The following is a 12,272-nucleotide window of genomic DNA, read 5'->3' on the forward strand; positions in this document are numbered from 1 at the left end:
GTAATGTGAGCCGCCGCGGAAATCTTTGCCGGAAGGTAAAAACCGGTGGAGAATAAGGATGACGTTGGCGGTCGATCGTCCTATAGAGACTAGCACGAATTGAGCATTGTGCCATATCCAGCAGGCGAGGCCCGGAACTTGACGCAGAAAAACGCAGACACCCTTCAGCAGCTTGATGAAACCCTCCATGAAGACCGTATCCTGATTCTGGATTTCGGCAGCCAGGTGACCCAGCTGATCGCCCGCCGCGTGCGGGAAAGCGGGGTGTATTGTGAGATCTGGCCGTTCACTTCCCCGCTGGAGAAAATCCGTGAGTTCAACCCGCGGGGCATCATCCTGTCCGGCAGCCCGGCCAGCGTGCATGACGACAATGCGCCGACCCTGCCGGAAGGGCTGCTGGAGCTGAAGCGCCCCATTCTGGGTATCTGCTACGGCCAGCAGGTTCTCTGCCATACGCTGGGCGGGCGTGTGGAAACCCATGACCACCGTGAATTTGGCCGTGCCTATATTGATGTCGCCGAGGAATGTGCGCTGTTCCATGGCCTCTGGGCACAGGGTGGGCGTGAGCAGGTCTGGATGAGCCACGGTGACCGTGTGGCGGCCCTGCCGCCGGGCTTCAGGGCTGTGGCCTATTCCGAGGGGGCACCGTTTGCCATCATCGCCAATGAAGAACGCCGCATCTATGGCGTGCAGTTCCACCCGGAGGTGGTGCATACGCCACATGGGGCGGAGCTGATCCGCAACTTCACGCATGGCGTGGCAGGCTGCTCCGGCACGTGGACGATGGCCGGTTTCCGTGATCTGGAAATTGCCCGCATCCGCAAGCAGGTGGGTGATGGCAAGGTGATCTGTGGTCTCTCCGGCGGGGTGGACAGCTCCGTGGCGGCCAAGCTGATCCATGATGCCATCGGGGACCAGCTGACCTGCATCTTTGTCGATCCGGGCATCCTGCGTGCCGGTGAGGCCGACGAGGTGGTGAAAACCTTCCGTGACCGTTTCAACATCCATCTGGTCCATCGTGATGCCTCCGACCTGTTCCTTGGCGAGCTGGCCGGGGTGACGGACCCGGAGGTGAAGCGCAAGACCATTGGCCGCCTCTTCATTGAGGTCTTCGAGCAGGAAGCGGCCAAGCTGGGCGGGGCGCAGTTCCTGGCGCAGGGCACGCTGTATCCGGATGTGATCGAGAGTGTCAGCTTCAATGGCGGGCCGTCCGTGACCATCAAGTCCCATCACAATGTGGGCGGTCTGCCAGAACGGATGAACATGGAGCTGGTCGAGCCGCTGCGTGAGCTCTTCAAGGATGAGGTCCGTGCGCTGGGCCGTGAGATCGGCGTGCCGGAGCATATTGTCGGGCGGCATCCATTCCCGGGGCCGGGGCTGGCCATCCGTATCCCCGGTGACATCACACGGGAGAAGCTGGACCTCCTGCGGAAGGTGGACAGCATCTATCTGGAGGAAATCCGCAAGGCTGGCCTGTATGATGAAATCTGGCAGGCTTTTGCGGTTCTCCTGCCTGTCCGCACAGTGGGCGTGATGGGTGATGACCGTACCTACGATCAGGCCTGCGCCCTGCGTGCCGTCACCAGCACGGACGGCATGACCGCCGAGGTCTATCCCTTCACTTTCGAGTTCCTCAACCGTGTCGCTGGCCGCATCGTGAACGAGGTGCGTGGCATCAACCGTGTCACCTACGACATCACCTCCAAGCCACCGGGCACGATCGAGTGGGAGTGAGACTGCAGAACATTATGGGGAATGATGGGGAAGGCCTGCAGGAATGCAGGCCTTTTTTGTGCCCTGATGATGGTCAGGAAGATGTCAGTCTGTACAGAAAGGTCATGAGATATGAGAGCATGTCCTATGAGGGAAAAGATGAGTGAATAGAGACTGCCAGGCGGTTGGATTTTATTGCATTTCCCTCCTTTCCTGGGAGGAGTGGTGTTCAGTCCGGGTAAGGGATGGCTTTCACAAGCAGAGTTGAACCGGAGGCAAAGAGGATGTTCCAGCCATTGCTCCCAGTATGAAGCCGATCCTCCGCCCCAGTCTGCCCATGAGGATCGAAGCTCCAAAAGTTGTCAGGCAGGCCACGAGCGTGATGAGGGAGTAAGGGAGAGTGGCCAGAGTCTTGTCAGGCGTCAGCTGATAGCCGACAATCCCTGTCAGGGTCAGATCGACTGAGAATGAAGCCGTGAAAAGCAGCTGCCCCAGAAACAGGATCATGAGGCGGCCTCTGGTGGTCTGGGGCATGATCAGGACTCCCTGATGCCTCATTGTTGGTCCTGATTTGTGGTATGAGTGTGTTCTGGTTCGCATGGGTGGACAGAAGCGTGGCGTGACCATGCCACGCTTTTCTGGCAGGGCAGGGTTGCTGTACATGAGCGGATTTTTTGGACATGAGAGGGGGAATACGGCTTGCCCAAATGGCTGTCCCTTGGCAGGGATAAAGGGATGAGAGTACCTGTTTCATTTTCCTGTAGGCTGCCTGTGCAGGGGGCGTTACCGATTGTGGTGATGGCCCTGTTTGCAGCTTGTCCCGCCCGTGGGGCGGAGGGAGAGCAGGCTATGTCTCATGCTTCCCATCATCATGGTAAGCGGCATGAAAAGCACCACGCCGCCGTGCATGAGCCAGCCCATGCGGCAAAAGCGCATGGGCGTGTCCACCATGGGCGCACTACCCCTCACAAGGTCGCTCCTGCGGCTCCGACGACGCAGCCAGCTCCGCCTCCTGTTCCCGACAATGTTGGTACGGAGACAAAGCTGCCACTGCCCCGCTATGCCGCCATGCGGGCGGACCGTGTTTACATGCGGCGTGGCCCCGGTGAGCGGTATCCGATCGACTGGGTCTATCATCGCCGTGGATATCCGGTGCTGATCGAGCGGGAATTCGGGGTCTGGCGTCTTGTGGAGGACCAGGATGGCCAGAAGGGCTGGGTACATCAGGTGACGCTGCATGGCAGCCGTTCCTTTATCATACCCGGTTCCGTGTCCTATGATGGGGATGCGTCTAAAGTTTCGACCACGGGTCATGCTGATTCCCGCATTGTGGCATACGTGCCGGCGGGGGAGGTGGCACGGGGCCAGAATCATGACGTCCCTCTGATGAGTTCGGACAAGCCGGACCGGACCGTTGTCGCCCTGCTGGAGCCGGGGGCGATCGGAAAGATCAAGGCCTGTCCACAGGGCTCATCATGGTGTCATGTCACAGTCAGGGGCTATGACGGGTGGATCGAACGCCGCCTGTTATGGGGGGTGCAACCCGGTGAAATCATTCAGCCTGACTGAACAAATGAAAAGTCGAGGAATGTTATGACAGCCAACATCCATCATCGCCGCACTCGGATTGTTGCGACCCTCGGGCCGGCATCAGAAACCGCTGAGCAGATTCTCCATCTTGCCAAGACCGGTGTGAATGTTTTCCGCCTGAACTTCTCCCACGGTGCCCATGATGAGCACGCCGCCCGCCACAAGGCCGTGCGTGAGGCCGAAGCCAAGCTGGGCCGCCCTCTGGCCGTCCTGGCCGACTTCCAGGGGCCGAAGCTGCGTGTTGGCGTGTTCAAGGATGGCCCGGTCCAGCTGAAGGTCGGCCAGAAATTCACGCTGGATCTGGACAAGACCCCCGGCGATGCCAACCGTGTCAACCTGCCGCACCCGGAGATCATCGCCGCTGTTGATGTCGGTCACCGCCTCCTGCTGGATGACGGCAAGCTGGCTCTGCGCGTCACGAAGAAGCACAAGGAAGCGCTGGAGACGGAAGTTCTCGTGGGGGGCAAGCTCTCCGAGCGCAAAGGTGTGAACGTTCCTGACGTTGCCCTGCCGATCCCGGCCCTGACAGAGAAGGACCACAAGGATCTCCAGTTCGCCCTCTCCATTGGTGTGGATCTGATCGCTCTGTCCTTCGTCCAGCGTCCGGAAGACATTCAGGAAGCCCGTGACATCGTCAAGGGCCGTGCATGGATCGTCACCAAGCTGGAGAAGCCGCAGGCTGTTGAGTGCCTCGATGAGATCATCCGTCTCTCCGATGCGCTGATGGTGGCCCGTGGCGACCTGGGTGTCGAGCTGCCGGCCGAGGATGTTCCGGTCATCCAGAAGCGTGCCATCACCGAGGCCCGTCGTCAGGGACGTCCGGTCATCGTGGCAACGCAGATGATGGAAAGCATGATCAGCAGCCCGGTGGCGACCCGTGCGGAAGTCTCCGACGTGGCCAATGCTGTTTACGACGGTGCTGATGCTGTCATGCTCTCCGCTGAGAGTGCTGCCGGTTCCTTCGGGCCGGAAGCCGTGGCCACGATGGCTCGTGTCACCGCCCGTGTGGAGCAGGACCCGGAATGGCGTGCCCGCATGGACCGCATGCGCCCGGTCTCCGAGCACACGATCCAGGGTGCACAGGCCAAGTCAGCCTTCGATGTGGCCCGCAACGCCCGTGCAGCCGCTCTGGCCGTGCATACGGAGAATGGCCGCAGTGCCGTGCTGGTTTCCCGGGAGCGTCCGCATGAGCCGGTCGTGGCCCTGACGAACGAGACGACCTCCCGCCGCCTGTGCGTGGTCTGGGGCGTGTTCCCGAAGGTTGTTTCCAGCAAGGATGATGTGAAGGCCGTTGGCGAGTTCGCCAAGGGTGGTGAGCATGTCGTCCTGCTCGACAGCTCCAAGAACCTGCGCATCGTCAAGGTCTGATCCTTCGCTGATGCGTTGTCTGCATCCCTGGAGGCTTCGGCCTTCCGGGATGCAGGGAGAAAAGAAGGAGCCCGGCAGACTGATCACCTGCCGGGCTTTTTTTGCATGGGGTTGAAGAAGAAACGGTCAGGCCTGCTTGTTCTCGATCAACCCCTGCCGGATACGGCGTCCACGCCTGATGCGCTCCGTGATGGCCTCGGAATCGCCATTACGTATGGCCTCGACCATGAGGTGGGCATCCTTCTCGAAACGCTCGAACGTGGCGAGCAGGACGTCCCTGTTTGTCAGGAAGATGTCTCGCCACATGGTCGGGTCGGACGCAGCGATGCGGGTGAAGTCCCGAAAGCCCGAAGCGGCATATTCCAGCACATCGGCCCGGAGGTCGGCGGAAAGACGGTCCGCAGTATCGCATATGGTGAAGGCCAGAAGATGCGGGAGATGGCTGACCATGGCGCATATCTGGTCATGATACTGGTCGGTAATCTGTCGGGTGCGGGCCCCACAGCGCTGCCAGAAAGTTTCCATCGTGGTGATGGCTTCAGAGGGTGTTCCCGCGGGGGGGACGAGCAGGGTCCAGCGATTCTCGAACAGGGTGGCGAACCCGGCATCTGGGCCGGAATATTCCGTACCAGCCATGGGGTGAGCCGGAACATAGCTGACATCTTCTGGCAGCAGAGCGCTGATGTCCGGCCCCAATGTGCTGCGGACGGAGGCGACGTCACTGAGGATGCTCCCGGGCCTCATGTGGGGAAGGATGGCTGCAGCGACCGGCCGGATGGCCCCCGTGGGAATGCAGAGGATGACAGCATCGGATTTTGCGGCTGCCTCTGTCAGGGAGGCTGTGACTTCATCCGCCAGGTCCAGCTCTCTTGCCCGCTGGAGAACAGCCGGGGCGCTGTCGGCTGTGATGAGGCGGCGGGCAAGGGTGCCTGTCTGTCGGGCACGGCGGAGGATGGAAGAGCCGATCAGCCCCGGGCCGATGATGGTCAGGGTGTCAAAGAGGGGGGCATCAGCCATGGAGATATCCGTTTCATCCTGTAAAGCGCATGTGGGCCAGTGTGTTGTTCAGGACCGGCGCAGCTGGCGGAACTCATAGAGCTGCCAGAGCAACAGGACAGGCACGCCGATGACGATGTCCCGTCCCCGTCGCAGCAGGGAGATGCTGATGGAAATGTCGGCACTGATGCCGAACAGATGCCCCAGAGCCACATAACCTGCTTCCTGCACCCCCAAGGCACCGGGCACCAGAAAACCGGCGGACATGATACCACAGACGGCCCCTTCAATGGCCAGTGCATTGAGAAAAGAACAGTGTGCGCCCAGCAGGATAAGGGACAGCCATGTCAGCAGGGCGCTACCAATCCAGCAGAGCAGATGCAGCGCTGCCCCCAGGCCGATGCGGACCGGCTGGTCCCAGAGGCTTTCAATATAGCTCTGGAAATTTTCGCTGTTTTCAGCCAGCGCATCATGCCAGTCGGCAGAGATGTGCTTGGAAAGAAAACGGGCCAGCGCCTGGAGGGCATTGCCGCTGCGCTGCTGTGTCCAGATGAAACCCGCCATGCCGATGCTCAGCAGAACGATGCCAATGGCCAGCGGCCAGACAAATCGCCCGGCATCGGCCTGGCCGACAAGGCAGAGCAGGGCGATGATGATGAAAGCGAGCTGCCCCAGAACTTCCGTTGTGATGTCAACAATGTTGGCGGCAACTCCCTCTGTCCAGCTGATGGGCTGTCCATCCGTCGTATGGCGGGGGTGGCCCGCCGTGGTGGCCCGTATGCCGATGAGCATTCCGCCAAGCTGGGAAAAAGGCAGGCACGCTGCTGCAGCATCCCGGACAAACCGGGAAAAGGTCAGGCGGAGGAAGCTGATGCTGGCGATGCTGCTTTTCCAGGCGACGCCGAGGAGAACGTTGACGGCCAGCTGGCTGAGGATCAGCAGGATGAACCCGCTGAGGCCGATCTTGGCAAGTGAGGCCAAAATCGGGTGTATGCCAGTACGCAGGGTCAGAAAACAGAAAAGGACGACACCTGTAAGGGAAAGAACAAAGGGAAGTATTTTTTTCAAGGTGTCCGCCATAGTGTTAAATTCATGTTCATGTCCTTCTAGGCCACTCCGTGGCGCACGTCCAATCAGCAGGGCTTTACCCGCCATGATGACGGGGCCTATATCCGGCAGAACAAGGCGCTGAAGTGAGGAAGGAGCGGAGATGTCAGAAGATGTGACCCTGGTGACCGGGGCAACCGGTTTTGTGGGATCGGCCGTCGCACGGGCTTTGCTGGAGCGTGGTCGTCGTCTGCGCCTTCTGGTCCGGCAGACATCGGATCGCCGCAACGTGGCCGACCTGCCCGTGGAATTTGTTGTCGGAGACCTGGCAGACCCTCAGAGCCTGGCTGAGGCGCTGGAGGGCGTGACCTATCTTTTCCATGTAGCGGCGGATTATCGCCTTTGGGTACCAAACCCTGAAGTGATGATGAAGGCCAATGTCGAGGGAACCCGGCGCCTGATGCTCGCCGCCATGAAGGCGGGTGTAAAGCGTATCGTGTATTGTTCCTCCGTTGCGGCACTGGCCACGGCCCATGATGGCATTCCGGCCACGGAGTCTTCCCCCGTGACGGAGGATCAGATCGTGGGCGTTTACAAGCGGTCCAAATATCGGGCGGAGCAGGAAGTTCTGCGCCTTGTCCGGGAGGAGGGCCTGCCGGCTGTCATTGTGAATCCATCGACTCCGGTGGGACCACGGGACATCAAGCCGACACCGACCGGGCAGATGATTCTGGACTGTGCGACAGGCCGTATGCCGGCTTATGTCGAGACTGGGCTGAATATTGTCCATGTTGATGATGTGGCAGAAGGCCATGTGCTTGCTTTTGAGCATGGTACGATTGGCGAAAAATATATTCTGGGCGGCGAAAATCTCATGCTGGGTGATCTTTTTCGCATGGTGGCGGAGGTCGCCCATCGCCGTCCGCCCCGTATCCAGCTCAGGCAGTCATGGCTTTATCCGGTAGCCTATCTTTCCGAACTGTTGGCAAAAGGCTTTGGAATTCAGCCTCGTGTCACGAAAGAGATGCTGGACATGTCCAAAAAGTTGATGTTTTTTTCTTCGGCCAAGGCGGAGCAGGAGCTGGGGTACCGCCCCCGTCCGGCCCGTCAGGCCGTTGCCGATTCCGTGGCCTGGTTCCGCCAGCATGGGCGGGGACATTTTTTATCTTGAGAGGTAGTAGCAGGCTGGCACGGTGATGGTTTTTGTGATGGCGTTGTTTTCCTTGTTGGCCTGGCTGGGGCTGACATTTTTTCATGGTCAGTTCTGGATTGGTGGCCCCTGGCTCAGGAGGGGGCTGAAGGCCAGACGTTGGAAGAATGGCCTTCCAGCCGTGGCTGTCATCGTTCCAGCCCGTGATGAAGCAGCCTCCATCAGTGCCTGCCTGTCTTCCCTGCTGGGGCAGGATTATCAGGGGCGCTATCATGTTTTCCTTGTGGATGATGAAAGTACTGATGGTACGGGGGATATTGCCCGCCGTGTGCCAGACCCGCAAGGACGCCTGACCGTTCTGGATGGGAAGCCCCACCCGGCGGGGTGGAGCGGCAAACTCTGGGCCGTTGGGCAGGGGCAGGAAGAGGCTCTGGAGTTCCTTCCTGCTGATGGCTATGTCCTTCTGACAGATGCCGATATTGTCCATAAGGAAGACCATGTTTCCTCTCTGGTGGAGAGAGCCCAGAGCGAAAATATCGACATGGTTTCCGAGATGGTGAAGCTGAACTGCGCCTGTTTCTGGGAAAAGGTTTTTGTTCCGGCCTTCGTCTATTTCTTTGCCATGCTCTATCCTTTTCGAAGGATCGCTGACCCGCAGTCTCCAGTGGCTGGAGCTGCCGGGGGGACGGTGCTGATCCGCCGCAAGATGCTGGAGATGATAGGGGGAATACAGACCCTCAGGGATGCCTTGATCGACGACTGTACGCTCGGTGCCCGTGTCAAGGAGGCCGGAGGGCGGCTTTATCTTGGGTGCAGCGAACAGGCATGGTCTATCCGCACCTATCAGACCTTGGGCGAGATATGGCACATGATCGCCCGCAACGCTTATGTCCAGCTCGAATTCTCCCCCTGGAACCTTCTGAAAGCCTTGGCCGGCATGGTTCTGATATGGTTTCTGCCGGTTCGCCTTCTTCTGTTCGGCCGTGGTAAAAACCGCGTGGTGGGTGGCTGTGCATATGCGCTCAGCTGCATTACGTTCATGCCGACCCTGCGCTGGTTCAACCTGTCATGGTGGCGCGTCCTCTCATTGCCGCTGGTGGCTGCCTTCTACATGATGGCAACCGTCGGCTCCGCAGTGAATCATTATCGGGGCAAAGGTGTCAGCTGGCGCGGGCGGTCGTATGAAGGAGCAGAATCATGATGCCACAGTCTGGTGGGGCCATGGCGCAGGAGGATGCCCATATCTGGGGAAAACAGGACGTTTCTTCCAGCAAGGGCATGAAGGATGAGAACTTCCCCGTCGGGTCTTTCCTGATATCTCCGGGACACAGGCCCGCCGTCCATGCCTATTACAGGTTTGCCCGTGTGGCGGACGACATGGTGGACAATACCCGGCTGTCTCCCGCTCAGAAGGTGGTCCGGCTGAAAGCCCTGCGTGAGGTCCTGCACGGCGAGCGGAAGCCCCCGCCTGGCCGGGCTGATGCCTGGAGTGCGGTCATCCTCCGGACGGTTCTTCAGGAGCGCAACCTGCCGTTGGAGCTGGGAAGCGACCTGATAACGGCCTTCATCATGGATGCGGAAAAGACACGCTATGAACACTGGTCGGAGCTGCTGCATTACTGCCGCTATTCGGCCAATCCCGTAGGGCGCTTCCTGCTGATGCTGCATGGTGAAGGGGAAGAGACCTTCGGTCCGTCGGATGCGCTCTGTACGGCATTGCAGATTGTCAATCACATGCAGGATGTCAGCAGTGATCTGAAGCAGCTGAACCGCTGTTATGTGCCTCTCCCGTGGTTGCAGGAAGAGAATGTCCGCCTGAAGGACCTCATCCTTGCCCGCAGCAAGCCGGGTGTACGGCGCGTGTTCGATCGCATGCTGGCTCATGTTGATGCCCTGAATGAGGAGGCCGCACGTCTTCCCGCACTTGTGAAAGACCGTCGCATGAGGCTGGAGGCCGCCGTGATCGTGGCACTCTGCCGCCGCCTGACAGAGCGTCTGCACCGGCAGGACCCGATAGCCGAACGGGTGGCGCTGACAAAGTCTGATGGTCTGCGGGCGTTGGGCTGGGCCATGCGTTACCTGCGCTGAGGCGGGTTTCATGCTGGCTCTTTGCCACGGCAGACTTTGCCGCTAGAAGAGGGCAGGCTGTGATCGGCCTGTGGTTACGGTTCTGGCTGCGGCCATTGAAGGGATATGAGGAAGGTTATGGTCTCTGTTCGTCACAATACGTCTCAGGGTCTGCCATGTGCTCCGTCTGACCTGAGACAGGTGGAAGAGATCGTCAACCGGTCAGGGACGTCGTTTGGACGGGGGATGAAAATCCTGCCTCCCGGGCGGCGGGATGGCATGTTTGCCATCTATGCCTTCTGTCGTGTCGTGGATGACATCGCCGATGGCGACACCCCTCATGATGACCCTGCTTCCGCCCTGGAGAGCTGGAAAGGTCGTATTGCCGCCCTGTATGAGGGGCAGGCCGATACGGCGCTGGAGCGTGTCCTGCTTGAGGCCATCAGGCAGTTCGGGCTCAGGCAGGATGATTTCATTGCCATCATTGATGGGATGCTCATGGATTGTGGTGAACCGGTCGTGGCTCCTGATGAGGCTACGCTGGACCTGTACTGCGACCGGGTGGCGTCTGCTGTGGGCAGGTTGTCCGTGCGCATCTTCGGCACGCCGGAGGAGCAGGGGGACAGGCTTGCCTACCATCTGGGCCGTGCCCTTCAGCTGACGAACATCCTGCGTGACATTGCCGAAGATGCAGCCCGTGGACGGCTGTACCTGCCAGCCGAACTGCTGCGGCGTTACAGCGTGCCGGCTGATCCCGCCGAGGCTCTCTATGCCGTTGGGCTGGATGGGCTGTGCCGTATCCTCGCAGGACGGGCAAAAGATCATTTCCGCCGGGCTACGGCTCTGATGAAACAGTGCCCGGCAGCCACGGTGCGCCCGGCCCGGATCATGGCGGCCTCCTACCGGGTCACGCTGGCCGCTCTCTGCCGCCGTGGCTGGCGCAACCCGGAGGCCCCTCTGCGGGTTTGTTCCGTCCGCAAGAAGCTGGCCATGCTGCTGGCGGCGGCTGGAGTGTCATTGTGAGCCATGTTCATGTCATTGGTGGAGGACTTGCGGGTCTTTCCGCTGCTGTGGAGCTGGCACCCCAGGCGCAGGTGACCGTCTATGAGGCTGGTCCGGCCTGTGGGGGGCGGGCCCGGTCCTTTCATGACAGGGCGCTGGACACGGTCATCGATAACGGCAATCATCTGCTCCTTTCCGCCAATCCTGCCACGTTCCGCTATCTCGACCGTCTGGGTGCCCGGGATACGTTGCAGGGGCCGGGGGCTCCCGTTTTTCCGTGGCATGATCTGGAGGCGGGCCTTTCCTGGACGTTGCGCCTCTCGCCGGGGCGTCTGCCTTTCTGGCTGCTGCGGCGGGGCAGCCGTGTGCCCGGTATGCGCCTTGGGGAGGTGAGGGCTCTGTTCCGCCTGATGAAGGCTGGTGATCAGGCCAGCGTGGCAGACTGTCTCCTGCCGGGGCAGTTTGCCCGGCGCCTGCTGGAGCCGCTGGCTGTCTCCGGCCTCAATACGGGCATAGACCGGGGAAGTGCCCGTCTGCTGGGTAACATCGTACGGCGGACGCTGGCTAAAGGGGGACAGGCCTGTTGCCCGTGGATGGCCGCCAGAGGGCTTTCGGAAAGTTTTGTGACCCCCGCACTGCATTACTTGGAGCAGTTTCATGCTCAGGTGCTTACGGGTACGCGCGTCTCTGCCCTTGCGTTTGGGGATGGATCAGGGCGTGTGAGTGCGCTGGAGACATCCAGTGGCCCTGTGAGACTGGGGGCAGAAGATGCGGTCATCCTGGCCGTTCCGTCACCGGTGGCGGTCGGGTTGCTGCCGGGGCTGGAAGGGCCGGATGAGTTCGAGAGCATTGCCAATGCCCATTATCGCCTCCAGCAGCCTCTGCGGCCTCGTGGTGCTCTGAAGCAGGCTGGTTTTCTTGGGCTTGTTGGTGGTGTGGCGGAGTGGGTCTTCCTGCATGATGAGGTCCTGTCCGTCACGGTCAGTGCGGCCAACCGCTATGCGGACTGGCGCCAGGACGAGATGCTGGCGCACATATGGGCGGAACTGCATCAGGCCCTGGACCCGCTGGTTGAGACCCCGCTGCCGCAGGACATGCCGGCTGCCCGGTTGATCCGGGAGAAGCGGGCCACCTTTGCAGCCACACCGGAACAGGATAAAAAGCGGCCGGGAGCAAAAACGGCTCATCCCAATCTTGCTCTTGCCGGGGACTGGACGGATACTGGTCTGCCTTCCACAATCGAGGGTGCCATACAGTCCGGGCTGGTGGCGGTGGGAGCGCTTGGTTTTCGCACGGCGTCTGCCGGAGCGGCGTGTACCTGAAGAACTGGTTTATGGTC

The 12,272-nt window shown here is 60.5% G+C and carries 11 protein-coding genes; 8 read left to right on the forward strand and 3 right to left on the reverse strand.

The genetic code is table 11. The features are described from left to right. The first annotated feature begins 138 nt into the window (after window positions 1-138). Window positions 139-1,734 (forward strand): glutamine-hydrolyzing GMP synthase, encoded by a 1,596-nt coding sequence (guaA, locus tag DTJ15_RS03040; protein ID WP_081563461.1) that lies wholly within the window; start codon window positions 139-141, stop codon window positions 1,732-1,734. Between the two features lie 231 nt (window positions 1,735-1,965). Here the strand turns inward: guaA and DTJ15_RS03045 are convergent, their stop codons facing one another. Then, window positions 1,966-2,247, reverse strand: a complete 282-nt coding sequence (locus DTJ15_RS03045; RefSeq protein ID WP_249109370.1) for a hypothetical protein — start codon at window positions 2,245-2,247, stop codon at window positions 1,966-1,968. A gap of 315 nt (window positions 2,248-2,562) precedes the next feature. Here DTJ15_RS03045 and DTJ15_RS03050 point away from each other — a divergent pair, with 315 nt between their 5' ends. Together DTJ15_RS03050 and pyk are read left to right on the forward strand one after the other, a co-directional pair. Continuing rightward, entirely contained in the window at window positions 2,563-3,282 is a 720-nt protein-coding gene (locus tag DTJ15_RS03050) for an SH3 domain-containing protein (protein ID WP_227431355.1), read from the forward strand. A 24-nt stretch (window positions 3,283-3,306) separates the two neighbouring features. Next, complete coding sequence (gene pyk, locus DTJ15_RS03055; protein ID WP_043560476.1) at window positions 3,307-4,671, forward strand: pyruvate kinase; 1,365 nt, start codon at window positions 3,307-3,309, stop codon at window positions 4,669-4,671. A gap of 126 nt (window positions 4,672-4,797) precedes the next feature. On the opposite strand, the gene DTJ15_RS03060 is transcribed toward pyk, so the two are convergent. Further along, window positions 4,798-5,688, reverse strand: coding sequence for a prephenate dehydrogenase/arogenate dehydrogenase family protein (locus DTJ15_RS03060; protein ID WP_043560473.1), 891 nt, complete (start codon window positions 5,686-5,688; stop codon window positions 4,798-4,800). A 48-nt stretch (window positions 5,689-5,736) separates the two neighbouring features. Further along, window positions 5,737-6,747, reverse strand: a complete 1,011-nt coding sequence (locus tag DTJ15_RS03065) for a lysylphosphatidylglycerol synthase domain-containing protein (RefSeq protein ID WP_249109372.1) — start codon at window positions 6,745-6,747, stop codon at window positions 5,737-5,739. Window positions 6,748-6,877: 130 nt separating this feature from the next. Between DTJ15_RS03065 and hpnA the strand changes: the two genes are divergently transcribed. The 5 genes from hpnA (at window position 6,878) to hpnE (ending at window position 12,255) form a co-directional block, all read left to right on the forward strand. Further along, window positions 6,878-7,885 (forward strand): hopanoid-associated sugar epimerase, encoded by a 1,008-nt coding sequence (gene hpnA, locus DTJ15_RS03070; RefSeq protein WP_043560468.1) that lies wholly within the window; start codon window positions 6,878-6,880, stop codon window positions 7,883-7,885. A gap of 25 nt (window positions 7,886-7,910) precedes the next feature. Further along, complete coding sequence (locus DTJ15_RS03075; RefSeq protein ID WP_043560465.1) at window positions 7,911-9,065, forward strand: glycosyltransferase; 1,155 nt, start codon at window positions 7,911-7,913, stop codon at window positions 9,063-9,065. After that, window positions 9,062-9,952 carry a squalene synthase HpnC gene (hpnC, locus tag DTJ15_RS03080; RefSeq protein ID WP_227449636.1) on the forward strand — a complete coding sequence of 297 codons (891 nt, stop codon included), beginning with the start codon at window positions 9,062-9,064 and terminating at the stop codon, window positions 9,950-9,952. Before DTJ15_RS03075 ends, hpnC begins: the two co-directional genes overlap by 4 nt. 117 nt (window positions 9,953-10,069) lie before the next feature. After that, window positions 10,070-10,954: a presqualene diphosphate synthase HpnD gene (hpnD, locus tag DTJ15_RS03085; RefSeq protein ID WP_081563073.1), complete on the forward strand. Its 885-nt coding sequence runs from the start codon at window positions 10,070-10,072 to the stop codon at window positions 10,952-10,954. Continuing rightward, window positions 10,951-12,255 (forward strand): hydroxysqualene dehydroxylase HpnE, encoded by a 1,305-nt coding sequence (gene hpnE / locus DTJ15_RS03090; protein ID WP_249109374.1) that lies wholly within the window; start codon window positions 10,951-10,953, stop codon window positions 12,253-12,255. Before hpnD ends, hpnE begins: the two co-directional genes overlap by 4 nt. The last annotated feature ends 17 nt before the right edge of the window (window positions 12,256-12,272 follow it).

Origin of the sequence: Parasaccharibacter sp. TMW 2.1891 (genome assembly GCF_023337675.1) — a bacterium.
GTDB lineage: Bacteria > Pseudomonadota > Alphaproteobacteria > Acetobacterales > Acetobacteraceae > Bombella > Bombella apis.

Bases quoted from the DNA above. Each gene is read 5' to 3' on its own strand.
- DTJ15_RS03045 (WP_249109370.1), bottom strand. From the start codon at position 2,247: ATGCCCCAGACCACCAGAGGCCGCCTCATGATCCTGTTTCTGGGGCAG.
- DTJ15_RS03050 (WP_227431355.1), top strand. From the start codon at position 2,563: ATGTCTCATGCTTCCCATCATCATGGTAAGCGGCATGAAAAGCACCAC.
- pyk (WP_043560476.1), top strand. From the start codon at position 3,307: ATGACAGCCAACATCCATCATCGCCGCACTCGGATTGTTGCGACCCTC.
- DTJ15_RS03060 (WP_043560473.1), bottom strand. From the start codon at position 5,688: ATGGCTGATGCCCCCCTCTTTGACACCCTGACCATCATCGGCCCGGGG.
- DTJ15_RS03065 (WP_249109372.1), bottom strand. From the start codon at position 6,747: ATGGCGGACACCTTGAAAAAAATACTTCCCTTTGTTCTTTCCCTTACA.
- hpnA (WP_043560468.1), top strand. From the start codon at position 6,878: ATGTCAGAAGATGTGACCCTGGTGACCGGGGCAACCGGTTTTGTGGGA.
- DTJ15_RS03075 (WP_043560465.1), top strand. From the start codon at position 7,911: ATGGTTTTTGTGATGGCGTTGTTTTCCTTGTTGGCCTGGCTGGGGCTG.
- hpnC (WP_227449636.1), top strand. From the start codon at position 9,062: ATGATGCCACAGTCTGGTGGGGCCATGGCGCAGGAGGATGCCCATATC.
- hpnD (WP_081563073.1), top strand. From the start codon at position 10,070: ATGGTCTCTGTTCGTCACAATACGTCTCAGGGTCTGCCATGTGCTCCG.